23 protein-coding genes and 1 pseudogene are annotated in these 24,592 nt (G+C 69.8%); 5 read left to right on the plus strand and 19 right to left on the minus strand.

The window, feature by feature from the left end; genetic code table 11:
- Window positions 1-10: 10 nt before the first annotated feature.
- The gene (locus TMO_RS18485) at window positions 11-772 is read right to left on the minus strand and encodes a metallophosphoesterase (protein ID WP_041606997.1); all 762 of its coding nucleotides are present in this window, start codon (window positions 770-772) and stop codon (window positions 11-13) included.
- A 243-nt stretch (window positions 773-1,015) separates the two neighbouring features.
- Between TMO_RS18485 and TMO_RS18490 the strand changes: the two genes are divergently transcribed.
- Both TMO_RS18490 and TMO_RS18495 read left to right on the plus strand, forming a co-directional pair.
- Entirely contained in the window at window positions 1,016-2,206 is a 1,191-nt protein-coding gene (locus TMO_RS18490) for an MFS transporter (protein WP_014747191.1), read from the plus strand.
- A gap of 61 nt (window positions 2,207-2,267) precedes the next feature.
- Complete coding sequence (locus tag TMO_RS18495; protein ID WP_014747192.1) at window positions 2,268-3,098, plus strand: AraC family transcriptional regulator; 831 nt, start codon at window positions 2,268-2,270, stop codon at window positions 3,096-3,098.
- Between the two features lie 10 nt (window positions 3,099-3,108).
- Here TMO_RS18495 and TMO_RS30590 read toward each other — a convergent pair whose 3' ends face one another.
- Together TMO_RS30590 and TMO_RS18500 are read right to left on the minus strand one after the other, a co-directional pair.
- Window positions 3,109-3,387, minus strand: coding sequence for a type II toxin-antitoxin system RelE/ParE family toxin (locus TMO_RS30590; RefSeq protein WP_081599039.1), 279 nt, complete (start codon window positions 3,385-3,387; stop codon window positions 3,109-3,111).
- Between the two features lie 3 nt (window positions 3,388-3,390).
- Window positions 3,391-3,681, minus strand: coding sequence for a CopG family ribbon-helix-helix protein (locus TMO_RS18500; RefSeq protein ID WP_041606870.1), 291 nt, complete (start codon window positions 3,679-3,681; stop codon window positions 3,391-3,393).
- Between the two features lie 293 nt (window positions 3,682-3,974).
- On the opposite strand from TMO_RS18500, the gene TMO_RS18505 reads away from it, so the two are divergent.
- The 3 genes from TMO_RS18505 to TMO_RS18515 all read left to right on the plus strand — a co-directional run bounded on the left by TMO_RS18505 (window position 3,975) and on the right by TMO_RS18515 (window position 5,633).
- Complete coding sequence (locus tag TMO_RS18505; protein WP_145978283.1) at window positions 3,975-4,253, plus strand: CopG family transcriptional regulator; 279 nt, start codon at window positions 3,975-3,977, stop codon at window positions 4,251-4,253.
- A complete protein-coding gene (locus TMO_RS18510) occupies window positions 4,254-4,565 on the plus strand; it encodes a type II toxin-antitoxin system RelE/ParE family toxin (protein ID WP_014747196.1) in 312 nt (103 codons plus the stop codon). It abuts the gene before it with no gap.
- A gap of 84 nt (window positions 4,566-4,649) precedes the next feature.
- Window positions 4,650-5,633: a DMT family transporter gene (locus TMO_RS18515; RefSeq protein ID WP_014747197.1), complete on the plus strand. Its 984-nt coding sequence runs from the start codon at window positions 4,650-4,652 to the stop codon at window positions 5,631-5,633.
- Here the strand turns inward: TMO_RS18515 and TMO_RS18520 are convergent.
- The 16 genes and pseudogenes from TMO_RS18520 to TMO_RS18590 all read right to left on the minus strand — a co-directional run bounded on the left by TMO_RS18520 (window position 5,597) and on the right by TMO_RS18590 (window position 24,201).
- Window positions 5,597-7,309 (minus strand): ABC transporter ATP-binding protein, encoded by a 1,713-nt coding sequence (locus tag TMO_RS18520; RefSeq protein WP_014747198.1) that lies wholly within the window; start codon window positions 7,307-7,309, stop codon window positions 5,597-5,599. The two genes, TMO_RS18515 and TMO_RS18520, sit on opposite strands and share 37 nt — an antisense overlap.
- A 74-nt stretch (window positions 7,310-7,383) precedes the next feature.
- Window positions 7,384-8,064: an iron chelate uptake ABC transporter family permease subunit gene (locus tag TMO_RS32635; protein ID WP_267020519.1), complete on the minus strand. Its 681-nt coding sequence runs from the start codon at window positions 8,062-8,064 to the stop codon at window positions 7,384-7,386.
- A 74-nt stretch (window positions 8,065-8,138) separates the two neighbouring features.
- Window positions 8,139-9,353: pseudogene (locus TMO_RS32640) on the minus strand (iron chelate uptake ABC transporter family permease subunit); the annotation flags it as partial.
- Entirely contained in the window at window positions 9,346-10,230 is an 885-nt protein-coding gene (locus tag TMO_RS18530) for an ABC transporter substrate-binding protein (RefSeq protein WP_041606871.1), read from the minus strand. The pseudogene TMO_RS32640 and the gene TMO_RS18530, both read right to left, overlap by 8 nt.
- Entirely contained in the window at window positions 10,220-11,017 is a 798-nt protein-coding gene (locus tag TMO_RS18535; protein ID WP_014747202.1) for an ABC transporter ATP-binding protein, read from the minus strand. Before TMO_RS18535 ends, TMO_RS18530 begins: the two co-directional genes overlap by 11 nt.
- Before the next feature lie 10 nt (window positions 11,018-11,027).
- Window positions 11,028-13,262, minus strand: a complete 2,235-nt coding sequence (locus TMO_RS18540) for a TonB-dependent siderophore receptor (RefSeq protein ID WP_014747203.1) — start codon at window positions 13,260-13,262, stop codon at window positions 11,028-11,030.
- A 154-nt stretch (window positions 13,263-13,416) separates the two neighbouring features.
- A complete protein-coding gene (locus TMO_RS18545; protein ID WP_014747204.1) occupies window positions 13,417-14,310 on the minus strand; it encodes a helix-turn-helix domain-containing protein in 894 nt (297 codons plus the stop codon).
- 96 nt (window positions 14,311-14,406) lie between these two features.
- On the minus strand, window positions 14,407-15,111 hold the full coding sequence (ric, locus tag TMO_RS18550; protein ID WP_014747205.1) for an iron-sulfur cluster repair di-iron protein: 705 nt from the start codon (window positions 15,109-15,111) through the stop codon (window positions 14,407-14,409).
- Between the two features lie 111 nt (window positions 15,112-15,222).
- Window positions 15,223-16,080 (minus strand): GNAT family N-acetyltransferase, encoded by an 858-nt coding sequence (locus TMO_RS18555; RefSeq protein WP_014747206.1) that lies wholly within the window; start codon window positions 16,078-16,080, stop codon window positions 15,223-15,225.
- A gap of 62 nt (window positions 16,081-16,142) precedes the next feature.
- On the minus strand, window positions 16,143-17,129 hold the full coding sequence (locus TMO_RS32325; protein WP_014747207.1) for an ABC transporter ATP-binding protein: 987 nt from the start codon (window positions 17,127-17,129) through the stop codon (window positions 16,143-16,145).
- Window positions 17,126-17,938: an ABC transporter ATP-binding protein gene (locus TMO_RS32330; RefSeq protein ID WP_014747208.1), complete on the minus strand. Its 813-nt coding sequence runs from the start codon at window positions 17,936-17,938 to the stop codon at window positions 17,126-17,128. Before TMO_RS32330 ends, TMO_RS32325 begins: the two co-directional genes overlap by 4 nt.
- Window positions 17,935-18,831: an ABC transporter permease gene (locus TMO_RS18570; protein WP_014747209.1), complete on the minus strand. Its 897-nt coding sequence runs from the start codon at window positions 18,829-18,831 to the stop codon at window positions 17,935-17,937. Before TMO_RS18570 ends, TMO_RS32330 begins: the two co-directional genes overlap by 4 nt.
- Window positions 18,828-19,850, minus strand: coding sequence for an ABC transporter permease (locus TMO_RS18575; RefSeq protein WP_014747210.1), 1,023 nt, complete (start codon window positions 19,848-19,850; stop codon window positions 18,828-18,830). Before TMO_RS18575 ends, TMO_RS18570 begins: the two co-directional genes overlap by 4 nt.
- Before the next feature lie 72 nt (window positions 19,851-19,922).
- Window positions 19,923-21,542 (minus strand): ABC transporter substrate-binding protein, encoded by a 1,620-nt coding sequence (locus TMO_RS18580; protein WP_014747211.1) that lies wholly within the window; start codon window positions 21,540-21,542, stop codon window positions 19,923-19,925.
- A 50-nt stretch (window positions 21,543-21,592) separates the two neighbouring features.
- Window positions 21,593-22,774, minus strand: a complete 1,182-nt coding sequence (locus tag TMO_RS18585) for an acyl-CoA dehydrogenase family protein (protein WP_014747212.1) — start codon at window positions 22,772-22,774, stop codon at window positions 21,593-21,595.
- A complete protein-coding gene (locus TMO_RS18590; RefSeq protein ID WP_014747213.1) occupies window positions 22,771-24,201 on the minus strand; it encodes an NtaA/DmoA family FMN-dependent monooxygenase in 1,431 nt (476 codons plus the stop codon). Before TMO_RS18590 ends, TMO_RS18585 begins: the two co-directional genes overlap by 4 nt.
- Window positions 24,202-24,592 lie beyond the last annotated feature (391 nt).

A 24,592-nucleotide genomic window follows, 5' to 3' on the forward strand; every position in this document is an offset into this window, starting at 1 on the left:
GTCAATCGCATCAGGTCTCGTGCAGGCACAGCAACCGCTTCGCCGCAATCCGCGTCTCCCCCGGATAGCCGAAGGCGTTGTTCACATAGCGCACGCCGTCGATCACCTGGTCGCGGTTGACATGGCTGTGACCATAGACATGGGTGACCGGCCGCCAGGCGCGCAGCTGCGCCTCAAGTTTGCGGGTGCCGAGCACGGGGTAGACGATGCGTTTGGCCGGCGGGATGAAGTCCGGCATCACGTCGATGCGGGGCAGGAAATGCGAGACCGTGATGGTGGCAAGGTGCGCTGCCGCCACCGGGGTCGGGTTGCGGGCCAGGAAGGCGTCGGTGATCATGGCCGGCGTCATGCCCTCGGGCCAGCGGCAGGCGCGGAAATCGGTCCAGGCCAGGCGCAGATCGCGCGAGGGCTCGCCGAACGAGAAGTCGTACCAGCCATAGAGCGGCACGATCCGCAGCCCGGCGCCGTGCCAGACCTGCTGGACGGCGCCGCTTTCATGGGCGATGCGGCGGACCTCGTCGAATTTCGCGAACGAGTCCTCATGGGTGCGGTCGCGCACCACCCACAGCTCGTGATTGCCGGGCAGATAGATCAGCGTGCGGAACCGCAGGGCCAGCCGTTCCAGCGTGCGGCCCAGGCGCTGCGGCATGTCGGAGACGTCGCCGGCCAGGATCAGCAGATCGTCGACGTAATCGGCGGTCGACAGACCGGCCACCCACTGGTCGTTCTCGTCGTAATCGACATGCAGGTCCGAGACGGTAAAGACGCGCATCAACTCCGGTCCGGGTTCGGTCTGGGCCATCCGCCCGGCACCGTCGGAACCGGGTTCCGGGAGAGCCGCCGATCATAGAGGCAAACCGGTCCGGAGGGAAACCGCGGCCGGCGTCACATGGTTGGGGCAGGACTTGCGCACCGGTGAGGCGGGGCTTGCGCGCCGGTGAGGCAGGGCTTGCGCAGGGGCGGCAGGTGTGCGACAGCCGGTCAGCCCCTCCCCCCGGCCGGAAATGAGACATCCATGGACGACCAGACCTCCCAGACCGACACGCCACCTCCCCGGGGCCTGATCGGCCTGCTGATCGCGGCGGTGGTCACCGTCGGCTCCAACGCCTTGCTGCTGAGCCCGATCCTGCTGGATGTTGCGCGCGATTTCGCCACCGACAGCGTCACCATCGCCCGGGTGATCTCGGCCTATGGCGCCGCAACCGCGGTCTCGGCGCTGTTTCTGTCGACGGCGGTGGACCGGTTCGGCGCGAAGCGGGTGCTGGTGGCGACCACCGCGGTGATGGCGCTCGCCCTTGCCGCCAGCGCCGCCGCCCCGGCCTGGCCGGTGCTGGCCGCCGCCCAGATGCTGGCCGGCATCACCGCCGGCATGCTGCTGCCGGCGATCTATGCCACCGCCACCAGCCTGGGCGGGGCGGCACGCGGCGCGCGGGTGCTGGGCCGGGTGCTGAACGGCTGGGCGATTTCCCTGGTCGCCGGCGTGCCGGCCTCGGCCGCGATCACCGATCTCGCCGGCTGGCGGGTCGCCTATGTCGTGCTGGCGGTGATCGCCGCCGCCACCTGCCTGGGTTGCCGGCGGCTGCCGGCAGGGCCTGCGCGCGACACCGCCAGCACGCCTCACCGGGTCGCCTCGCCGCTCGCCACCCTCCGCCGGCCGGGAGTGGCCTCTCTGCTGGTGGTCTGCCTCACCTTCATGACCGCCTTTTATGGCTGCTATGCCTTCGTGGGCGATGCCTTCCGCCGGGCGCTGGATCTGGATGCCGGCACCGCCGGCCTGTTCGTGCTGGCCTATGGCGCGGGCTTCGGCCTCGCCAGCCTGGCGGCACCGCTGATCGACCGGATCGGCCCGGCACGGCTGCTGCCGCGGGTGATGGTGGCGATCGCCGGGGTCTATCTGGTCCTCACCCCCGCCCTTCAGACCTTCCCCACCGCACTCGCCGTGGCCGCGGTCTGGGGCATGGTCAACCATCTGGGGCTGAACATGCTGGTGCTGCTGCTGTCGCGCCGGGCGGCCGGGGCCGGCGGCGCGGTGATGGGGCTGCATTCGGCCGTGACCTACACGGCGGTCTTCCTGGGGCCGCTGCTGCTGGGTCTGGCCTATGAAGGCATCGGCTTCGGCGCGGTTGCGGGCGCGGCCGCCGCGGCCGCACTGATCGGCGCCGTGGCGGCCTGGCGCGATGCATCGCGCTGGTCACCCTCCCACTAGCCGGGCCGGTCTTCCATCTGAGAGACTATGGGTGCCCCGACTGCCCGCAAGGTCCCGCCCGATGTCGCAGCCCGCCACCCGCTTCCGCCGCCTTGCCACAGCCCTGCCCGGCGTCGAGGCGGTGACGGCGGAAACCACCCGCCGCTTCGCCCGCCACACCCATGACCAGTTCGGCATCGGCGTGATCGTCCGCGGCGCCCAGGGCTCGGCCAGCGGCCGCGGGCCGGTGGAGGCGGGGCCGGGCGATGTGATCACGGTCAACCCGGGCGAGGTGCATGACGGCTGGCCGATCGGCGATGCCGGCCGCGCCTGGCGCATGCTCTATATCGACCCGCCGGCGCTGGCAGAGGCGGCGGCGGATCTGCTGCGGTCGGGCGATGCCGAATTCCACCACCCGGCCGCCACCGCCCCGGCCACCGCCGCGCGCTTCCTCGCCGCCTTCCACAGCCTGACCACACAGGCGACCACCGCCGGACAGGCGACCACCGCCGGCCCCCTCGCCCGCGAGGAGCGTCTGACCGTGCTGCTCGCCGATCTTCTGGGCGGCCTGCTGGTGCCGGCCGGCCGCCCGACCATCCCCCCCGGCATCGCCCGCGCCCGCACCGCCATCGACGACGACCCCGCCGCCGCCCATGATCTGGCGGGGCTCGCCGCCCTCGCGGAAACCGGCCGCTTCCAGCTGATCCGCAGCTTCACCCGCGCGACCGGCTTCACCCCCCATGCCTATGTTCTGGAACGCCGCGTCCAGCTCGCCCGCCGCCTGATCACCACCGGCACGCCGCTCGCCGAAGCGGCCGCCGCCGCGGGCTTCGCCGACCAGAGCCACATGACCCGCCACATGACCCGCCGGCTGGGTGCAACGCCGGGGGTTTGGGCGGGGAAAGAGGTATGACGGAACGGCGTCAGCGCGACCCAGGAGGCCAGCGGCGCGCGGCATGCAGCACGTGCAATATCCGAACCGAATCAACGCTCAGCTGATAGACCAGGATGTAGTTGCGATGGACCATCAGCTCGCGTGTGCCATGGACACGACCAGGCCGTCCCAGAGATGGATAGAGCACCAACTGGAGCGCCTTTGCTCGGAAAAGCTCGTCCAGCACAAGTGCAGCTGCCAAATCATCAGCAGCAATGTAGCGACGAATTTCCTGTCGGCTTCTGAGTGCCTGGGGCGTCCAGACAATTTTTCACGAAGCGGCGCCGTTCAACCTGCGCCGGATTTCTGCCCGCCAAATCTCGGCATCAGCTTCAACATCATCACTGGATACGACATTGCCCGCATCAGCCTCGGCGATGGCCGCCTCCACTTCACGCCGAAACCACCGGTCATAGGCTGCAGCCTCGACCTGGTCTCGAACATAGTCCCGCATGAAGTCACGCAGAAGTTCGGCGCCGGTACGATCACTGCCCTTCGCCGCTTCGGCAAACGCATCCTTCAGTCCTTCATCGACCTGAAAGGTAAAGGTGGTCTCGGCCATACTGACCCCCGGCATTGCTGAGTCAGCAGATTATGGCACACCAGACCCTGCGGGTGAACAGCCCCGCAATTCCGTTCAAGACGCCCCCGGCCGGGCGCCGGGCCGGATTTTCTTGCCTGGCCGGTGCGATGGTGCGGGTCAGCCGCCCCTGATTGCCTCAGGGGAAGCGGGCCGGATGGTTCGACGGGCTCGCAAGCTCAGTCCTCCGCCGAATGCGATACCCCTGGGACGGGGGGCCGCACCGCTTGAAAATGTCGGGGCGAAAGCCGATCCTTCTTGCATCGGAGGTACACATGGCCAACACACGACGACTTGAAGTCAATCTCCCGGCTGATGTCGCTGCCGCGATGGACAAGGAAATCGACACGGGGCGGTATGGCTCCGCGGATGATTTCCTCGAAGCGAGCGCACGCGCCCTACTGGCGTGGGATGAGGATGTCGAACGCTGGCTGCATGATGACGTGCCCCGGGCCTGGCAAGAATATCTGGACAACCCTGATCGGGCCGTGTCCTCGGAAAATCTTCTCGACGTCATCCACGCCGACTACCTCGCCCGCCTGAAAGGCGGCTGAGTGTACCGCCACGTCTATTCCCCGAATGCACGACGCCAGCTGACGACGCTTTATGGCTACATTGCCGAAGCGTCAGGGCCAGAGCGCGCCCGCGGATACCTGCAACGCATCGACGATTTCTGTGGGCTGCTGACAACCTTCCCCCGGCTGGGGCGGAACCGTAGCGACGTCATGCCGGGGCTACGGGTCGCGGTTTTCGAGCGGCGTGTCACCATCGCATATCGTCACGACGTCGATCGCCTGACGGTGATCGACATCCTTTATCGTGGTCGGAATGTCGAGGCCTATTGGCGCCAGCCACCGCCGAAGTGATCTCCGCAATTCCGTTCAAGACCACCCCCGCCCGCCCCGCGCATCCTCCGGCGATCCCGCCACTGTTCTGGATGCGTGCCGCCCATGACCACCACCTCTGCCAAAACCACCTCTGCCAATGGCACCCCGGCCGGGCGCCGGGTCGGGTTTGCCTGTCTGGCCGGCGCCATGGTGCTGGTCGGGACCACGGTGATCGCCTCGAAGACGATTGCCGGGGGCGGCGGTCCTGGGGGGATGGGGCCGTTCACCGCCACGGCGCTGCGCTTTGCGCTCGCCTTTCCGGTGTTTCTGCTGCTGATGCGCTGGCAAAGGGTGCGGCTGCCGCGGCCGGGATGGCGGGATCTGGGGCTGCTGGTGGTGCAGGCGGGGGCCGGCAGTGTCGGCTATACCACGCTGCTGATTTCGGGGCTGGCCCTGACCTCCGCCGCCGATGCCGGGGTGGTGATCGGGACCCTGCCGGTGGTCACCGGGGCGATCGCGGTGCTGGTGCTGGGCGAACGGCCCGGGCGGCGGCTGCTGGTGGCGATCGCGCTTGCCGCGGCGGGCATGATGGCGGTGGCCGGTGGTGGTGCGGATGGGCGTGGCGCGGGGGACGGTGGCACGTCGTCGCTGGCCGGCAACCTGCTGGTGCTGGGGGCGGTGGTCTGCGAAGGGGTGTTCATTCTGCTGAACAAGCGGCTGCGGACACCGATCGCGCCGCTCGCGCTTTCAACCGTGATGACCGGGCTGGGCTTCTTTGCCGCCGCCCTGCCGGCGCTGGTGCTGGAACGGCCCTGGGCGGCCGCGCCGGAGACGGCGGCGCTGCTGGGCGTTCTCTGGTACGCGCTGGTGCCGACGGTGATCGGCTTCGTGCTCTGGTACGCGGGCGCCGCCCGGGTGAGCGGGGCGGAGGCGGCGCCCTTCACGGCGCTCGCCCCCGTCTCGGCCGTGGCCCTCGCCGCCCTGGTGCTGGGGGAGGCGGTCAGCCTGCCCCAGATCCTGGGTGTCGCCTGCGTGCTGGCGGCGCTCGCCGCCCTTCAACTTCCGAAGCTTCAACTTCCAAACTGGGCCTCGTGGAGGCGCCGGTAAAGCCCGCCCGCCCCCAGCAGTTCGTCATGGGCGCCCTGTTCGGCGATGCCGCCCCGGTCGACCACCAGGATGCGGTCGGCGCCGCGAATGGTGGCAAGGCGGTGGGCGATGACCAGGGTGGTGCGGCCGACCGAGAGTTCCGCCAGCGCCTTCTGGATCTCGCGCTCGGTTTCGGTGTCGAGCGCCGAGGTCGCCTCGTCGAGGATCAGGATCGCCGGATCCTTCAGGAACATGCGCGCGATGGCGATGCGCTGCTTCTGCCCGCCCGAGAGTTTCACGCCACGTTCGCCGACCACCGTGTCCAGCCCCTGGGGCAGGCTCTCGATCAGATCCATCAGCCGGGCGCGGCGGGCGGCCTCGATGATCTCGGGCTCGGTCGCGCCCAGCCGGCCATAGGCGATGTTCTCGCGGATCGTGCCGCCGAACAGGAACATGTCCTGCTGGACGATGCCGATCTGGCCGCGCAGCGAGGCCAGCGTCATGTCGCGGATGTCGATGCCGTCGACCGTGATCGCGCCGCCGTCCACATCGTAGAAGCGCGGCAGCAGCGAACAGAGCGTGGTCTTGCCGGCGCCCGAGGGGCCGACGATCGCCACCGTCTCGCCCGCGCCGATCTCGAAGCTCACCCGATCGAGCACCGGCCGGCTGCCATAGGAGAACGAGACCTCGCGGAAGCGGATATTGCCCGCCAGCCGCGGCGCCGGCCGGGCGCCCGGCCGGTCGGCGATGTCGGGCTCGGTGGACAGAAGATCGAGATAGCGACGGAAGCCGGCGATGCCTTTGGGATACAGCTCGATCACCGCATTGATCTTCTCGATCGGCCGCACGAACACGCCGACCAGCAGCAGGAAGCCGACGAATCCGCCGTAAGAGAGCTGCTCGTTCAGCACCAGATAGGCGCCCGCGATCAGCACCACCAGCTGAATCAGCCGGATGCTCATATAGTTGAGCGACATGCTGGCGGCCATGATCTTGTAGGCGGCAAGCTTGGTCGACCGGTAGCGGTCGTTGTCGCGGGCGAAGAGCCGGCGCTCGTGATCCTCGTTGGCGAAGGCCTGGACCACGCGCATGCCGCCGACATTCTCTTCGATCCGGACGTTGAAATCCCCGACCCGGCCATAGAGCGCGTCCCAGTTGCCGGCCATGCGTTTGCCGTAATGGGTCGCGACCCACATGATCGGCGGCACCACCGCCGCGGTCAGCAGGGCCAGATCGACATTGACCCACATCATCAGCAGGAAGGCGCCGATGAAGGTCATGATCGCGATGAACAGATCTTCCGGCCCGTGATGGGCGATCTCGCCGATCTCTTCCAGATCCTTGGTGACCCGGCCGACCAGATGGCCGGTCTTGTTCTCGTCATAGAAGCGGAAGGACAGCTTCTGCAGATGGTCGAAGCTGCGGCGGCGCATCTCGGTCTCGATGTTCACGCCCAGCATATGGCCCCAATAGGTGACCACCGCCATCAGCCCGGTGTTGAGCAGATAGACGATCAGCAGGCCGACGGCGGCGGCGATGATCCAGCCCCAGTCGCCGCCGGGCAGCAGCTCGTCGACGTAGAATTTGACCGCGATCGGGAAGCCCAGCTCCAGCAGGCCGGCCAGGACCGCGCAGCCGAAATCGAGCAGGAACAGGCCGCGATAGGGGGCGTAATAGGCGAAGAACTGTCGAAGCATCGGGGGGAGGGTCCCAGGCACGTTGCGGTTGGCGGAGTGACGCGGGAAGAGGTGGCCGTGCGAAGACGGTGTCTTCAGGACCGGCGGTGTCTTCCGCGCCCCAGCAGCCAGACCAGATACGGGCCGCCGAGTATGGACGCGAACAGGCCCACCGGCAATTGGTACGGGAAGGCCGCCATGCGCGCGAGCCAGTCGGCGGCGACCATCAGGGCGATGCCGATCAGGACGGCACCGGCCAGCTGGGCCAGCGGCCGCCTGAGACCGAGCAACCGGGCGGCATGAGGGGCGATCAGCCCGACGAAGCCGAGCGGGCCGACATGGAGGGCGGCGGCCGCGGTCAGCAGCGCCGAGAGCAGCACCAGGATCCCGCGGGCACGGCCGACCCTGAGCCCTGCGGCCTGTGCGACCGCGGAGCCGAGCGGCAGCAGGGCCAGAACCCGGCCGGCCAGCCCTAAGGGCAGGATCAGCAGCAGGGCGGCACCCGCCGCGATCCAGGCATCGCCGGGGGTGATGGCGGCGGTGGAGCCGGCCAGCCAGCCCAGAAGTTCGAAGGCACGGAAGCCGCCGGTCGCGATCACCGCCACCAGCACCGCATTGGCGAGCGCCGCGGTGGCGAGGCCGGCGAGCAGCAGCCGTTCGGCACCGAAACCCGAGCGGCCGGCGATCGCCAGGATGAAGGCGAGCACCGCGGCAGACCCCGCCGCGGTGCCGGCAAGCCGGGCACCGGTCGAGGGCAGGTCGAGGCCGAGCAGCACCAGGGCCAGCCCCAGCCCTGCCCCCGCCCCACCCCCAGCACATCGGGGCTGGCGAGCGGGTTGGCGGTGACCCGCTGCATGACAGTGCCGGCTGCCGCGAGCATGGCGCCGGCCGCGGCCGCCACCATCACCCGCGGCAGGCGCCAGGGCAGCAGGTCGGCGAAGAGCGTGCCGGTGGCGAGATGGAGGCCCTGGGGCCCGCGGCCGAGGGTCAGGCCGGCGAGGACCAGCACCAGGGCGAGCAGAAAGAGCCCGGCCAGTGCCAGACGCGGCCGGGGGTGATGCAGATCCCGCGCGGTGCGGTCGCGCATCGGCGGGCGCTCGATCATCCGGAGCCGGGGCAGCAGCCAGAGCAGCAGCGGCCCGCCGAGCAACGCGGTCGCGGCCCCCGTCGGCAGGCCGGCGATGCCCCGGGCTTCGAGCAGCATCACCGCGCCATCGGTCGCCCAGAGCAGCACCGCGCCGATCACCGGGCTCCAGACCAGCTGGCCGGCGGGGCTGCGCGCGCCCGCCGCCCTTGCGAGGGCCGGGGCCGCGAGCCCCACGAAGCCGATCACCCCCACCTCCGAGACCACCGAAGCGGCAAGCCCCGCCGCCACCGCGACGGCGGCGAGCCGCACCCGGGTGAGCGACAGCCCCAGGCTGCGCGCGGCGCCGTCATCCAGCGCGAACAAAGTGAGCGGGCGGACGAGCAATGCGCCTGCGATGATCGCGAGGCCGAGCCGGAGCGCCAGTCCCATGGCCGGCCCCCAGCTCTGCTGCGCCAGCGAGCCGCCGCCCCAGATGAACAGCGACATCATATAGCGGCCATCGGCGAGGATCGCGGCGGCGGCGATGGCGCCTGCGATCAGCGTGACCATCATGCCGGCGAGCACGACCGACACCGGCTCCAGCCCGCGCCGCCAGGTCAGCGCCAGCACCAGGGCGACGGCGGCAAGCCCGCCGGTCGCGGCGATGGCTTCGCGCCCGGTCGCAAGCCAGAGCGGCGCATGGATCGTCGCCAGCACCAGCGCCAGCTGGGCGCCCGAGGCGATGCCGAGGGTGGCCGGCTCCGCCAGCGGGTTGCGCAGCACCCGTTGCAGCAGGGCACCCGAAAAGCCGAGCGCCGCCCCAGCCAGGATCGAGACCAGGATCCGGGGCGCCACACCATCCAGGCGGATGATCGCATCCAGCGCCGGATCGGCCGAAAAGCTGCGGCCGAGGGCGAGCGCCGAAAGCAGCGCCGCCAATGCCGCAACCCCCAACCAGACCAGCGCGCCCGGGTTGAACAGGCGAAGCCGCTCAGCCATGGGGCACCATGGCGGCGGCGAGCAGGCGGGCGAAGCGCGCGGCGGTCGGCAGGGCGCCGAAAGGGTTGACCGGGTCGATGATCAGCACGCGGCCCTCGCGCACCGCCGGCAGGGCCTGCCAGAGCGCCGCCTGCCCCAGCCGGCGCAGCGTGTCGGGCGGCATCGGCCCGATCAGCGCGATCCAGGCCTCGGGCCGGGCGGCCAGCGCCTCGATGCCGACCGGGGCGGTGCCGCTGTAACGGGTCTCCGCCCCCCAGGCATTGGCGAGCCCCATCCGCGCCGCCACCTCGCCCGGCAGCGAATCCGGCCCGAAGGCGCTGACATGGGCGGCATCGCCGGGGGTGACCAGAAAGACCGGCCGGCCGCCAGAAGCTGCCCGCGCTGCCGTTCCCGCGGCGGCAATCACGGCATCGGTATCGGCGATCAGGGCCGCGGCCGCATCGCCCCGCCCGAGCCGGGCGCCGAGGCTGCGGGCCGCCGCCGCGGCCGCGCCATAAGGCGCCACGCCCGGCCGGTGGATCGACATCGTCTCGACCGGTGCGATGCGGGCGAGATTGGGGTCGGCCCAGGCATGGAAGGCGGAATTCAGGATCAGATCGGGCGCGGCCAGGCGCAGCAGCTCGAAATTGATCGCCCCGCGCAGGCCCAGATCGGCGACACCCCGGGGCACCGGCGGCTCGACCACGGTTTCGCGGAACTGGCGGAGTTCGGCCGCCGCCACCGGCAGGATGCCGAGCGCCAGCACGGTTTCGAGCAGCGCCCAGTCTATGACCGCCAGACGTTCGGGCGTGGCTGCCCGCACCCGCCCGCCTGCGCAGACGGCGAGTGCCGCAGCGGCCGCGACCATCAGCTTGCGACGGGAGAGATCAGCGGACATAGGCGACCGGTGCCCCGGTATCGGGATGCGGGAAAGTGCCCATGGGCAGGCCATAGATCCGGCCCAGCACATCGGGCGTCAGGATCTCCGCCGGCCGGCCGCGGGCGGCGATGCGGCCCGCCGCCAGCGCCAGGATCTCGTCGGCGAAACGCGCCGCCATGTTCACATCGTGCAGCACCATCACCACGGTCTGGCCGCGGGCGCGGGCCTGGTCGCGGATCAGCCCCAGCATGCCGGCCTGATGCGCGATGTCGAGCGCCGAGGTCGGCTCGTCGAGCAGCAGGGCCGCGGTGTCCTGGGCCAGCATCATCGCCAGCCAGACCCGCTGACGCTCGCCACCCGACAGCGCATCGACCATGCGGTCGCGGAAACGCTCGACCCCGGTCACCCGCAGCGCCGCCGCCACTTTCTCGCCATCCCGGGCACTGAACCGACCGAGCGCGCCGTGCCAGGCGAAGCGGCCCAATGCCACCAGCTCCGCCACGGTCATGCCCTCGGCGGCGGGGGTGAATTGCGGCATATAGGCGACCAGCCGGGCGAAACGGCGCGCGTCATGGTCCCCGACCGGCCGGCCCTGCAGCCGGATCTGCCCGGCCGCCACCGCCTGCTGCCCGGCCAACGCCCGGATCAGCGTGCTCTTGCCCGACCCGTTCGGCCCCACCAGCGCATAGACCTTGCCCGCCGCCAGGCCGACACTCAGCCCGTCGATGATCGCGCGGCCGTCGACGGCGATGGTCACGCCGTCGAGGTCATAAAGCGCCGGGGGGTGGTGGGGCTGATCGGTCATCTGGTCTCCGTCACCAGTCGAGCGACAGGGTGAGGGTTGCTGTGCGGCCAGCACCATAGCCGCATTGATAGACACTGCCGCAGCCGCTGACATACTCCTTGTCCAGCAGGTTGACCACATCGACCGACACGCCCCAGCCTGCCCGGCGATAGCGGATCGCGGCGTCGAGCACCGTTGAATCCGGCACCTTGAGCGTGTTGGTCTCGTTGGCCCAGCTCTCGCCGGTATAGCGGATGCCGGCGCCCGCGCTCAGCCCGTCGAGCACGGTGGCCTGAAAGGCGTGGTCGAGCCAGAGCGAGGCGCTGGTATCGGCCACCAGCACCGGCGTCTTGCCGATCAGCGCCGTGTTGCTGTCTTCCGTGATCTCGACATCCTGGAAGGTCGCCTGGCCCAGCAGGCTGAAGCCGCCGCCGAGTTTCGTCCGCGCCTCCAGCTCGATGCCGCGCGAGCGGACTTCGCCGCGCTGGACCTTGTAATTGATGTTGACCGGATCGGGGACCAGGGCGTTTTCCTTGGTCAGTTCGAAGACCGAGGCGGTGAACAACCCGTCGAATTCGTTGGCCATGTATTTCACGCCCGCCTCGTATTGCAGCCCCTTTTCGGGCTCGAAGGGCGTGCCCAGCCGGTCGGCGCCGATCTGCGGGTTGAACACGGTCGCGACGCTGACATAGGGCGTGACGCCGTTCTCGAATTCATAGCCGAGACCCGCACGACCGCTGAACGCGCCTTCCTCCCCCCGATAATTATAGGCATTGGGTGTCCAGGGGCTGACATAGGCGTCATCGGATTTCGTCCAGACCCGGTCATAGCGGCCGGTCAGGGTCAGGATCCAGTTGCCGTCGATGCGCATCTGGTCCTGCAGATAGGCGCCGAGCTGGTGCATGCTCAGCTCCTGGTCCAGATAGGTGAAGGCGGCCCCCTGAGGCGCGCCATAGACCGGGTCGGTGACGCTGATCGGCGTGCCCCCGCCCGACTTCTGGACATGGTCGATCATGTAATAGCGATAGTCGATGCCACCCAGGATCTTGTGGTCGACCGATCCGGTGGTGACCCGCCATTCGGCCTGGTTGTCGGCGGCGACCGAATTCACCGTGGTCTCGTGCTCGAAGCCGATGCGGAACAGTTCGTTGCCGGGGGCCGTCGGCTCGGTGCCACCGCCCTCATAGGGGGCGCCGGGTACACGCCAGCCGTAAGGATAGGGGCCGCGCTCGCGGGTATGGACCCGGCTGTAGCGGAAATTCTGGCGCAGGGTCACGCTGTCCGACGCATCATGCTCCACCTCCCAGCCGATCATCGCCTGCTGGCGGCGGTAGAGGTCGACATCCTCTTCCCCGTAATAGAAATCGCGCGGGATCCGCCCGAAGGCCGCCGGCACCACCGAGCCGACATAGGGCCAGAACCCGCCGGTATGGGTCAGATCCTGATCCTGATACATGCCGAGCAGGGTGACCCGGGTGCTGTCGCCCTTCCAGGTATAGGAGGGGGCGATGACGCCGCGGAAATCCTCGGACTTGTCAGTCTCCCAATGGCCGCCCGAGACCTTGCCGGTCAGGCGGTAGGAGCTGTTCGCATCCAGTGCATCGCCGATGTCGAAGCCCAGATAGGCATTGCCCCAGTTGTTGATGCCGGTCTCGACATGGCGCAGCCGCTCCCCCGTCGGGCGCTTGCTGACCAGATTGATCAGCCCGCCGACATTGGCGCCACCATAGAGCGCCGAACTCGCCCCCTTCAGCACGTCGATCCGTTCCAGCAGGAAGGTGTCGATCGAATAGCCGCCGAAACCGTACTGGTAGAGGCCGAGCCCGTTCATGAATACGCCGGTCTGTCCGGCATCGAAGCCGCGGATCATCAGCCAGTCGGTATCGCTGTCGGTGCCGAACTGCCCGGCCTTCACGCCGGCGGTATAGCCCAGCACCTCGTCGACCTTGTTGCCCGGCAGATCGTCGAGCTGGCGGCGGCCGACCACCGAGACCGATTGCGGGATCTCGGTGATCGCGGCATCGGTCTTGGAGCCGGTGGCGCTGCGGCGCGGCACATAGCCGTCGATCGGACCGTTGGCGGTCTGGATGTCGTCTTCCACCTGCAACTGCGGCAGAACCACGGCCTCGTCGGCTCTGGCCGCCAGCGGCATGCCCGCCAGCAGGGCCAGCAGAGCGACGCTGCCCTTCAGGCTGCGATTGAACGGGATGCGCCCGTCGAACGGGATGCGCCCCAAGCGGGTCGGAGAGATGCGGTCGGTGCCCATGCCTTGATCCTGTCGCCCTTTGATCCTGTCGCCCTGGCCTGCCGGCGTGATCAGTTGCGAGTGTATATCACTCGCAGTCAGGGCCGGGCTTGACCGGATCGGGACGGGTTTGAACGTTTTCGCGACGAATGGCAGCGGCAGGGCATAAAGGTCGTCACGAGACGAGATCGCGCCGCCAGGCGGCGGGGGTGGTACCGGCCACCTGCTTGAAGACACGGGTGAAATGGGCCTGATCGGAAAAGCCGGTGCGGGCCGCCACCTCGGCCAGCGACACCGCCCCCGCCTGCAGCAGATCCTGTGCGCGGCGGATGCGGGCCTGCATCTGCCAGTGATGCGGCGCCATGCCGGTGGCGGCCTTGAAGGCCTGGCCCAGATAGGATTGCGACAGCCCCAGCAGATCGGCCAGTTCCTGCAGGCGGATGGCGCGCAGGCAATTGGCCTCGATGAAATCGGTCACCCGGCGCAGCTGGCGGGGGGTCAGCTGGCTGCGCGGCCGGGCCGCCCGGCGCTGCTGCGCCATCAGGTCGATGAACAGCGCCGCCGCCAGCCCGTCGCCATAGAGCGCGTTCAACGGATCGGGGCGCTCCACCTCGGTCGCGATCAGCCGGGCCAGGGCCAGCAGCCGGTCATCGGTGAAGCCCAGCCGCGGCCGCGCCAGCGCCTCCGGATCCACCGCCTCGCCCATGCGATCTTCCAGCGTCGCCACGTCGAAATGCAGATCCAGATGGCGCAGGCGGTGCGCGCCCACACCCCGGCCCCAGAGCCGCATGCCGGCCGGCACATAGTTCATCAGCCGTCCGGCCAGCCGCGGGCGGGTGGCGGGCAGGCCCGGCCGCGGGCCGACCAGGAAATCGCCCGGGCCGGTCCGCTCCAGCGCCACGAACAGACGGGGGTGTTCGCCCACATAGGTGCCGCAGGCATCCGGCAGGCAGTCCACCTCCCAGACATCGGCGACGATGCCCGACCAGCTGCGGCAGCGCAGATCGCCGATCACCCGGATCCCCTCGATCCGGCTGTCCATTCGCGGGACGAAACCGCTGCCGGCCATGGCATTGCTCCCCGGCTGATGCAGTGCTGCACACATCCGGGCAGTCTAGTGCGGTTGCAAATCAGTCGCAAGTGTGCCGGGCAAGCGCGGGCGGCGTCATCCCTCGGCGTCGAAACGCGGGAACAGGACGTTGTTTTCCAGATGGATGTGATCCATCAGCTCGGCGACGAAATGGCCGAGGCCCAGATAGAGCGCGGTCCAGGAACGGCAGGCGCCGGGCGGGGGCGTGAAGCCGCCGGTCATCGCCTCCAGCCGGCGGATCTGCTCGCCGTGATCGTCGTGTTCCTCGCGCATGACACGCACCGGCTGTGCAACCATGGCCGAGGCGGAGCGGCGCATGGCGGGGAAGAGGATCAGCTCCTCCTTCTTCATATGCATCTCCAGCAGCCCGGCGGTTTCCCGCAGCAGATCGGCCAGGCCGACCGGCAGGGCGGGGTTGCCGGCATGCACCCGCTCCACCTTCTGTGACAGCAGGATCAGCTCGGGCAGGTCGCGGCGGTGGGCCTCGTGATAGCAGACCAGGATATGGTCGATCAGCGCGCCGGTTTCGATCGCCGCGGCCGGCACCTCGTCGGGCTCCAGCCCGGCCAGCCCGGCTTCGATTTCGTCCAGTGCCGCCTCGATCTCGTCCAGCGGCGCCCCGCGCCGTGCGGCGGCTTCCGCCAGCGGCACATCGCCGCCACAGCAGAAATCCAGCCGATGGCGGCGGAACACCGCGGTGGCACCCGGCAAAGTGGCGGCAATCTCGCCGACGGTGCGGCCGCGGAAGGCGATGGCGGGTGCGTGATCGGTGAGGGACATCGGATCATCCTCCGGCTGAACATCTCGTGATCCGGAGTATCCCGCCATGAAGATGGATATGAAATATATATTATAGCCCTGCGACGATCCGCCCCGCCCCTCGGCCCGCCCTCAGCCCAGCTCGAAACTGGTGATGCCGTAGGTGCGGTCGATCGCGATGTCGGGGGCCGGGCCGGTATACATGCGCGCGGTTTCGAAGACCGGGGTCATGCCGTGACGGCTGGCCAGCGCCAGTGCTTCGGGCGTGACCGCGGGCGTGTCCAGGAAGACCGGCGCCCCGGCCGGCACGGCCGCGGTCAGCGCCTGGAACAGCGCCTCGGCCACGGCCGGTCGCTCGGCGAAGAGCGGGCCGATCTTGAAGCCGGTGCGGCAGGGGCGGATGACGCCATAGCCCTGCAGGCGGCCGTCTTCCACATAGCTGCGCAGCACCGTGCCGGGCTGGTTGATCCAGGCCGAGAGGAACCCCGCACGCGGGGCGGCGAAGAAGCGGCGGTCCCAGGCCGGCAGGGCCGCGCGCTCGGCCGCGCCGGGGGTGACGATCGCCGGATGCACCGGCCCCGCCACCGTCGCCCGGCCTTCATGGCGGATATTGCGATGGGCGAGCACGAAGCCCGAGCGGCGGTAATTCTCCTGCTGCGCCACCACCCCGTCCAGCCCGACCAGCCGGCCCTGAAGCCGGGCCATCAGCGCCTGCCAGATGGCCAGCCCATGGCCGCGGCCGCGCATGTCTGGGCGGACGATGTAGAAGCCGAGGAAGGCGAAATCCGCGCCATAGCGCACGCCGGAGATGACGGCGACCGGGGCGCCGTCCAGATGGCCGATCAGGAAGCCTTCGGGGTCTTCGGCCGCGAAGGCGGCGGCATCGTGCAGGCCGGGATTCCAGCCCTCGGCCGCCGCCCAGTCCAGCGCCAGACCGATTTCGTCCGGCCGCATCGGCCTGATCTCCAGCATCCCGCCGGGGGTCTGCATGCCTGTGCCCTCCCTCTCGCATTCGTCCCGATGGCAGCTTAGGCTGCTCGTGACGCTGATGGTCACACGGGATCGGCCAGCGGTAAATGACAGGCGACCTGGCGCGCACCCTGCCCCGCCAGCTGCGGCATCCGTTCCCGGCAGATGGCGGCGGCGCGGGGGCAGCGGCCTTCGAAGCGGCAGCGCTGCGGGTCGGGGTCGATCGGGCTTGCCGGCTCCCCCGCCAGCCGGCGGCGCGGGGGCGGGGGTGCGCCGGGTGCCGGGATCCGCGGGATGGCGGCGATCAGCCCGGCGGTATAGGGGTGGGCCGGGGCATCGAACACCCGGGCCGTCGGCCCGGTTTCGATCAACCGGCCCAGATACATCACCGCCACCCGGTCGGTGACCAGCCGCACCACATTCAGGTCGTGGCTGACGAACAGGCAGGCGAGGCCCAGTTCGGCGCGCAGATCGTGCAGCAGGGTCAGGATCACCGCCTGGATCGAGACGTCGAGCGCCGAGGTCGGCTCGTCCAGGATCAGCAGATCGGGGCCGGGCGCGATCGCCCGGGCGATGCCGACCCGGGCGAGCTGCCCGCCCGACAGCTGATGCGGCAGCCGGTCGTGCAGGCTGCGCGGCAGATGCACCCGGTCCAGCGCCCGGCGTGCCGCGGTTTCGGCCGCGGCCCCTTTCAACCCGTTCAGCCGGCGGAGCGGCCGCATCACGGCCTGGATCGCGGTCAGCCGCGGGTCCAGGCTTTCGCCCGGGTCCTGAAACACCATCTGGATCCGCCGCCGCCAGGGGGCATGGGCCGCGCGCCGCGCCGGCAGCCGGGCCAGATCCTCGCCGTCGAACAGGATGCGGCCCTGATCGGGATCGGCCAGCCGGGCGACCAGCCCGGCGAGCGTCGACTTGCCACAGCCGCTTTCCCCCACCAGCCCCAGCGCCTCGCCGCGGCCGAGCGTGAGGGAGACATCCTCCACCGCATGCAGCCAGCCCGCCGGCCGGCCGGCCGCTTCCGGCACGCGGAAGCGGCGGTGCAGGCCCTGAAGATCCAGCAGCGCCGTCATCGCACCAGATCCCCGATCCGGCTGTCGGGCCCCGGGGTCGCGCGGATCAGCGCCTTTGTGTAGGGGTCGGCCGGGGCCTGGAACAGCTGCGCGGTCGGGGCCTGTTCCACCACCCGGCCGCGGCGCATCACCAGGATGCGATGGGCGCGTTCCGCCGCCACCGCCAGATCATGGGTGATCAGGATCGTGGCCATGCCGCGCGCGTCCGCCAGATCGCCGATCAGGTCCAGGATCACCGCCTGGGTGGTGACGTCGAGCCCGGTGGTCGGCTCGTCGGCGATCAGCAGCCGCGGGTTGCCGGCAAGGGCAATCGCGATCATCACCCGCTGGCACATGCCGCCCGAAAGCTCGTGCGGGAAGGCCCGCGCCCGGCGCAGCGGATCGGGGATGCCGACCGCGGTCAGCAGATCCTGCACCCGGGCGGCACGGGCGGCGCGCGTCAGCCGGCGGCCGGCATGAACGCCGACCACATCGCCGATGGCATCGCCCACCCGGCGCAGCGGATCCAGCGCCCGGCGCGGGTTCTGGAACACCATCGAGATCGCCCGGCCGCGCAGCGGCGCCACGGCCGCCTCGCCGCCCGCCAGCAGGTCGACATCGTCGAACAGGACCCGGCCACCCAGGATCGTGGCGGCGGGCGGCAGCAGGCCCAGGATCGACAGCGCCGTCACCGATTTGCCCGAGCCGCTTTCGCCCACCAGCGCCAGCGTCTCCCCCGCGCCCAGATCGAAGGAGATGCCGTCGAGCGCCGGGGCGGCGCCCTTGAAGCCGACCTTCAGGCCGTCGACCCGCAGCAGCGGCGCGGTCATCGGCGCCTCGGGTCGAGCAGGTCGCGCAGCGCATCGCCCGCCAGGTTGAAGGCGAAGACCGCGAGCATCAGCGCCAGGCCGGGGAAGGTCGCGACCCACCATTGCCCGGTCATGATGAACTGGGCGCCCTCGGCCGCCAGAATGCCCCATTCCGGCGCCGGCGGCCGCACGCCCAGGCCGATGAAGGAGAGGCCCGCGGCGTTCAGGATCGCCCAGCCCAGATTGAGCGACACCTGGATCGCCAGCACCGGCAGCAGGGCCGGCAGCAGCACCTCGACCAGCAGCCTTGCCTCGCCATGGCCGCCCAGCCGCGCCGCCTGCACCCAGGCGGCATCCTTGAGCCCGGCGATGCCGGCGCGGGCGAAGCGGATATAGAAGGGCAGGTTGATGATCGCGGTCGCCCAGACGATGTTGGCGACCGTATTGCCCAGCGCCGCGACCAGCGCCATGGCGACCACGAACAGCGGGAAGGCCATGGCGACATCGACCAGCCGCCCGATCCAGCGATCGAGCCGGCCGCCGCGCAGCCCCGAAACGGCGCCGGTCAGCGTGCCGGCGATACCGGACATGGCAACGGCCGAAAAGGCGATCGCCAGATCGAGCCGGGTAGCGGCGATCACCCGGCTGAAGATGTCGCGGCCCAGCTGGTCGGTGCCGAACCAATGATCGGCCGAGGGCGGCTCCAGCCCGCGGGTGACGTCGGTGGCGAGCGGATCATAAGGCACCAGCGCCGGGCCGGCGATGGCGGCGGCCAGCAGCAGCACCACCACCCCCAGCGCCAGAAAGCCCGGCGGATTGGCGCGCATCAGCCGGACGAGCCTGGTGAGGCCGCCCGCAACACCGCCCGTCCCGCCAGCGGGCGGCGGGCCGCCCAGATGGCGTTCCGCGGTCATCCGATCCGCCCCACCCGGGGATCGATCAGCCCGTAGAGCAGATCGATCGCCAGGTTGACCAGGGTGAAGGCGATGGCCACCAGCAGCACGAAGCCCTGCACCGGGGCGTAATCGGCATTCATCAGCGCATCCAGCGCATAGGAGCCGATGCCCGGCCAGGCGAAGACCTTTTCGACCAGCACATTGGCGCCCAGCATGTACGAGAACACCATGCCGAGGGTGGTGACCACCGGCACCGCGGCATTGCGCAGCGCGCGGGTCAGCACCATGCGCCCAGGCAGGCCGGCGGCGCGGGCGGCGGTGACGAAATCGGCCGAGAGCACCTGGATCATGGCACCGCGGGTGATGCGGGCCAGCGGCGCCACCGCAAACGCGGTCATCGTCAGGCAGGGCAGCACCATGCGCCCCAGCACCGATCCCAGAACCTCCATGTCGCCCGCCAGCAGCGCATCGATGACCAGCGATCCGGTCACCACCGGCGGCGGGATCAGCATCACATCCATCCGACCGACCGGCTCCGGCGCCCAGCCGAGTTCGGAATAGAACACATGGATCAGCAGCAGCCCGACCACGAACGTGGGCAGAGAAGTGCCGGCGGCGGCGATCGCCCGGCAGAGATGGTCGATGACCGATCCCGGCCGGGTCGCCGCCAGAACGCCCAGTGGCAGCGCCACCAGGATGGCGAGCAGAAAGGCGGTGACGGTCAGCTCCAGCGACGCCGGCAGCCGGGCGGCCAGGTCGTCGACCACCGCCTCGCCGGTGGTGTAGGACCGGCCCAGATCGCCCCGCAGCACATCGCCCGCATAGATCGCCAGCTGTTCGGGAATGCTGCGATCCAGCCCCATCGACACCCGGATCGCCTCGATCTCCGCCTGGCCCATGCCGGGGCCGGAAGCGAGGAAGGCGGCCGGATCGGCCGGCAGCAGGCGCATCACCACGAAGGTGAACACCACCGCCCCCGCCAGAACCGGCAGGGTGGCAAGGCAGCGCCGGCCGATGAAGCCGAGGATGGCGGGCAAGGCGATACTCCGTCGGGATGGATCAAAAGAGGGGATCCGCGATGCGGATCCACCTCTTTCCCATAGCCTGCCTTACGCCTTGCGGTCCAGCGGCCGGAAATCGACCTGGCCGTGGATGTAATAGGTGAAGTCGGTCACCCCCGGCTTCAGCGCCGCATCGAAAGACGGCAGCCAGAGCGGCATGATCGGCAGTTCGCGGAACACGATGCGGATCGCCTGGCGCATCAGCTCGTCATAGGCGTCCTTGTCGGTTTCCCAGCGGGCCTTTTCGACCAGGGCGCCCAGTTCCTCGTTCTTGAAGGCGCCGAAATTCCAGCGCCAGTCGCCCTGGAAGAAGATCCGGAAGAAATAGTCCGGATCGTTGAACCAGGCCGACGAGCCCTCGACGTAGAACGGCACCTTCTTTTCGGTCAGAAGCGTGCCCCACTGCGCCGCCGGCACCTTTTCGATCACCACCTTGATGCCGATCCGGCCCAGCTGTTCCTGCACCAGCAGCGCGATGGGGTCGGCGGTGATCGCATCGGCGACATTGTACGAGAAGCTGGTCTCGAAGCCGCCTTCATGTCCCGCCTCGGCCAGAAGGGCGCGGGCGCGGTCCAGATCGGTGGCGTAAGGATAGGGCTGCGGGAAGGACGAGGTTTCGGGCTGGTCCGAAGCCGCGCCGTAAAGCGGCGTGCCGCGGCCGAAGATCGAGCCCTGGAACATGGCGTCATAGGGCAGCGCGAAGGCGATCGCCTGGCGCACCCGGACATCGTCGAAGGGGGCGGTCTGCGTGTTGAAGGCGACGAAGCGGAAGCTGTTGGTCACCGGCAGCGAAATCAGGTCGACCTTGGGGTCGGCATCGATCGCCGCCACATCCTTGGGCGGCAGCTGCAGCGCCACATCGGCATCACCCTTGGTCACCGCGGCGACGCGGGCCGGTGCGGCCGGCACCACCTGCACCACGGCGCGGCGAATGCGGGGCAGATCGCCGCTCTTCCAGTCGTCGAAGCGGTCATAGATCACCTGCTGGCCGGCGGTCCAGTTGGCGACCTTATAGGCGCCGCCGCCGGCGGCATTGTTGCGCAGCCATTCCTTGCCCCAGGGATCTTCGGCGGTGGCATTGGCCTTGACCGCCTCGGCATTGATCACCGAGGCGAAGGTCAGCGCCAGATTGGGCATGGTGTAGCGGTCGGCCTTTTCGAACCGCATCCGGAAGGTATGGGCATCCACCACCTCGAACTGATCGGCCGAGGTGATCGAGCCGGTGGAGAGCTGGCGCTTGGAGGCCGGCAGGTTGATGCCGCGTTCCAGCGACCAGCGGACATCCTCGGCCGTCACCGGCCGGCCGTCGTGGAAGGTGGCATCGGGCCGCAGATGGAAGACCAGCACCCGGCCGTCTTCCAGCACCTCCCAGCTTTCGGCCAGCTCGCCCTTGAACTTCAGATAGTCATAGCGATAGAGCCCGGGCGCCACCTCGATCCGGTCGAAATTCACCAGCCGGTCGTAGATGTTGGTGAAGGTGCCCAGCGCCGCGCGGTTGACGCCGTCGCCATGGGGATCGCGCGAATTCGGCCCGTCCTCGGCCAGCACGCGCAGGGTGATGTCGTCGCCCTCGCGCGCGAAGGCCCGGCCGATCGGCAGCGACACGCCGCCCACCGACAGGAACAGCCCGGCCAGACCGCCGGTCTTCAGAAAATCACGCCGATCCATCTTATCGGGCCTCCCTTGTGTCGGGTATCTCGGGTCGTCTTCCGTCGTCGTCAGCTATAGCCGTCGGGCGGCGGATAGCGCCCGTTCAGGGCGTAATCGCCGACCTCCAGCACCTTGTACACCAGCGGGTCGTGCAAGGTGTGGGTCCGGGCATCCCGCCAGAACCGGTCGAAAGCATGGCGGTTATGGGTCGCACGGGCCCCCATGGCGTCGTAGATCTTCGTCGCCACGTCAAGGCTCAGGCGGGCAGAAAATACTTTTAAGGTTGCGACGTCAATGGCCGCATCACCCCGAAGTTGGATATCGAGCACAGGGCGCGCCGCCAGCAGCCGCTCGACCTTTTCCGCAGCACGGTCCGCCAGCGCCAGCGCCGCCTGCAGCCCGGTCCAGATCTCGCCGAACTGGCTGATCACCAGCGGGTCGTCGGCCGCGCGCTCCCTGCCCGATGCCGGCCATGCCCGGGTGCTCTGCCGCACATAGTCGCGTCCGGCCCGGAAGGCGCCAAGGCCAAAGCCCAGATACAGATTGGCGAACATCAGCTGGTTGACCGGCACCCGCACCGCCGCGGCGAAGTCGCGGTCGCCCTCGCGCCGGTCGGGCAGCACCTCTGCCGCCGTGACCGGGACGTCTTCCATGGTGAAACCGCTGCTGTCGGCCCCGGCCAGGCCCAGCGCATCCCAATCCCGATCGCAGCTCAACCCCGGTGCATCGGCGCGCAGCCAGGCGGTGACGGTCTCGCCGGTATCGGTGCGCCGGCCCCAGACCGACAGCCGCTCGGCAAAGGCGGCCCCGGTGCAGAAGCTCTTGCGGCCATTGACCCGGAAGCCGCCATCGGCGGCCGGCGTGATGCGGACATCGTCGTCGCGCGGATTGGCGACCCCCGCCGCCCACAGCCGGTCGCGGCCGATTTCGGCCAGCCGTGCCGCCCGGCGCGGGCCGGCGCCGATATCCTGGTGGATCAGGTTCATCGAATGATAGCCGAACAGCGTGCCGATCGACCCGTCGACGGCGGCCAGCTCCCGCGCCACCGCCACCACCACCGGCCAGGGCGCGCCGCCGCCGCCGAACTCTTCCGGCAGCACCATGGTGGCGAGCCCGCTCCGCTTCAGCAGCGCGATCTGCGCCAGCGGCGGGGTTCGCGCCCGATGGCGCTCGGCCACGTCCCGCGCCAGCTCCGCCGCCACCTCGTCTGCAAGCGCTTCCCATGCCATCCGGTCACGCGGCCCCGTCATTCGCCCCTCCCCTGCCCGGCCCTACCTTGCCCGGCCCCGCCCTGCCCGGCCCTACCCTGCCCGGTACGCACGGCCGCCGCCGGATGCCCGGCCCCCAGCCGCGGCCCCCGGCCGAACAGCTTCTCGCGCAGCGTGCCCTCGGCATAGCCGGTCTTATAGAGCCGGCGGGCCTGCAATTCCGGCACCAGCAGGTCGGCTGCATCGATGAAACTGCCCGGCGCCACGGTGCGGACCAGATTGAAACCGTCGATGCCGCTCTCCGCCACCCGCCGGCCGATCTCTTCGGCAACCTCGCCAGCCGATCCGATCAGCGGCCGGAACCGGCCGCCCAGCGCCAGGCCGGCCAGCAGCCGGCGCACGGTCGGCGGCCCCTCTCCCGCGCTGCCAAGCCCGGCCAGGATGGAGCGGATGGCATTGCCGCCGCCGGGCGGGATGGGGATCGGCGCATCCGGGTCCAGGCTGCCGAAATCGATGCCGGTCGCCGCCGACAGCTGGGCCAGCGCCGCCTCGGGCACGGCATGGGCGGCATAATCGTGATATTTCTCAACCGCCTCGGCCCGCCTGCGGCCGATCACCGTCTGCAGCGACCCGAAGATCTTCACCGCGGACCGGTCGCGCCCGGCGGCCGCCAGCCGGTCTTCGATCCGCTGCACGATGGCGCGGGTGCCGGGGCCGCCATCGGCGGGGATGAAGATGCATTCGGCATGGGCGGCGGCGAAATCCAGCCCGCGCGCCGAAGCCCCGGCCTGGAACAGCACCGGCGTGCGCTGGGGCGAGGGCTCGGCCAGATGGATGGCGTCCAGGCGGAAATAGGGGCCGTCATGGCGCACCGCCCGCACCTTCGCCGGGTCGGCATAGCGCCGGGCGGCGCGGTCGCGGATCACCGCATCGTCGTCCCAGCTCGCCTCCCACAGCTTGTAGGCGACCTGCATGAAATCATCGGCGCGGTCATAGCGGTCATCATGCGGCAGCGTGCCGGCGGCACCGGTGGCGCGCGCCGCACTGTCCAGAAAGCCGGTGACGATGTTCCAGGCCAGCCGCCCGTCGCTCAGATGATCCAGCGTCGACATCCGCCGCGCGAACAGATGCGGCGGCTCGGCCGAGACGTCGGCGGTGATGCCGAAGCCCAGATGCCGGGTGACGGCAGCCATGGCCGGCACCAGCACCGCCGGATCATTCACCGGCAGCTGTACCGCCCGTTCGATCGCGGTGGCCGCCCCGCCGCCATGAACGTCGTAAACCCCGGTGACATCGGCCAGAAACAGCCCGTCGAACAGCCCCCGCTCCAGGATCCGCGCCAGCTCCATCCAATAGCCGATGCGCCGATAGCCGGTCGCCCGATCTTCGGGATGGCTCCACACCCCATGGGCCAGATGGCCGACCGCATTCATCTCGAAAGCATTCAGCAGGACATGCGGCGGCGCCAAGACCGATCCTCCGGAGGGGCGGGATATCGTCCTGTGAGATTATTTTGTCAAAATGATTCGCGCAACGGGAGATGATCTCGCGGCTGAAGATCATGGCCGGCGGGCGGGCGGCCGGGGGCGGCCACACCAGCGGCCGGCACGGTGTCCCATCGCCGGGATCCCGAACCCGGCGGCCTCGATCCGCCGCAACAGGTCGCGGCCCCGAAAGGGGGCGACAAATCTTGATCCGGTTGGCGCCGGAGCCGTGGGGGTTTCAATCCACGCACCCGCAAGGGTGCGACCCCGGCTTCAGGGGGCCGATGACCGAGGCACAGCGCGTTTCAATCCACGCACCCGCAAGGGTGCGACCCAGTCGCGCCCACCCGCACGCCGACCGCGGCGACGGTTTCAA

The organism is Tistrella mobilis KA081020-065, from assembly GCF_000264455.2.
In the GTDB taxonomy this organism is placed as follows: domain Bacteria; phylum Pseudomonadota; class Alphaproteobacteria; order Tistrellales; family Tistrellaceae; genus Tistrella; species Tistrella mobilis.

What these genes read in the sequence shown, in the direction of transcription:
- ric (WP_014747205.1), bottom strand. Translation starts at nt 15,111, where the DNA reads ATGTCCCTCACCGATCACGCACCCGCCATCGCCTTCCGCGGCCGCACC.
- TMO_RS18500 (WP_041606870.1), bottom strand. Translation starts at nt 3,681, where the DNA reads ATGGCCGAGACCACCTTTACCTTTCAGGTCGATGAAGGACTGAAGGAT.
- TMO_RS18540 (WP_014747203.1), bottom strand. Translation starts at nt 13,262, where the DNA reads ATGGGCACCGACCGCATCTCTCCGACCCGCTTGGGGCGCATCCCGTTC.
- TMO_RS18505 (WP_145978283.1), top strand. Translation starts at nt 3,975, where the DNA reads ATGGCCAACACACGACGACTTGAAGTCAATCTCCCGGCTGATGTCGCT.
- TMO_RS18515 (WP_014747197.1), top strand. Translation starts at nt 4,650, where the DNA reads ATGACCACCACCTCTGCCAAAACCACCTCTGCCAATGGCACCCCGGCC.
- TMO_RS18555 (WP_014747206.1), bottom strand. Translation starts at nt 16,080, where the DNA reads ATGCAGACCCCCGGCGGGATGCTGGAGATCAGGCCGATGCGGCCGGAC.
- TMO_RS18530 (WP_041606871.1), bottom strand. Translation starts at nt 10,230, where the DNA reads ATGTCCGCTGATCTCTCCCGTCGCAAGCTGATGGTCGCGGCCGCTGCG.
- TMO_RS18485 (WP_041606997.1), bottom strand. Translation starts at nt 772, where the DNA reads ATGCGCGTCTTTACCGTCTCGGACCTGCATGTCGATTACGACGAGAAC.
- TMO_RS18580 (WP_014747211.1), bottom strand. Translation starts at nt 21,542, where the DNA reads ATGGATCGGCGTGATTTTCTGAAGACCGGCGGTCTGGCCGGGCTGTTC.
- TMO_RS18495 (WP_014747192.1), top strand. Translation starts at nt 2,268, where the DNA reads ATGTCGCAGCCCGCCACCCGCTTCCGCCGCCTTGCCACAGCCCTGCCC.
- TMO_RS18545 (WP_014747204.1), bottom strand. Translation starts at nt 14,310, where the DNA reads ATGGCCGGCAGCGGTTTCGTCCCGCGAATGGACAGCCGGATCGAGGGG.
- TMO_RS18520 (WP_014747198.1), bottom strand. Translation starts at nt 7,309, where the DNA reads ATGCTTCGACAGTTCTTCGCCTATTACGCCCCCTATCGCGGCCTGTTC.
- TMO_RS32325 (WP_014747207.1), bottom strand. Translation starts at nt 17,129, where the DNA reads ATGACGGCGCTGCTGGATCTTCAGGGCCTGCACCGCCGCTTCCGCGTG.
- TMO_RS32330 (WP_014747208.1), bottom strand. Translation starts at nt 17,938, where the DNA reads ATGACCGCGCCGCTGCTGCGGGTCGACGGCCTGAAGGTCGGCTTCAAG.
- TMO_RS18490 (WP_014747191.1), top strand. Translation starts at nt 1,016, where the DNA reads ATGGACGACCAGACCTCCCAGACCGACACGCCACCTCCCCGGGGCCTG.
- TMO_RS18570 (WP_014747209.1), bottom strand. Translation starts at nt 18,831, where the DNA reads ATGACCGCGGAACGCCATCTGGGCGGCCCGCCGCCCGCTGGCGGGACG.
- TMO_RS18585 (WP_014747212.1), bottom strand. Translation starts at nt 22,774, where the DNA reads ATGACGGGGCCGCGTGACCGGATGGCATGGGAAGCGCTTGCAGACGAG.
- TMO_RS18535 (WP_014747202.1), bottom strand. Translation starts at nt 11,017, where the DNA reads ATGACCGATCAGCCCCACCACCCCCCGGCGCTTTATGACCTCGACGGC.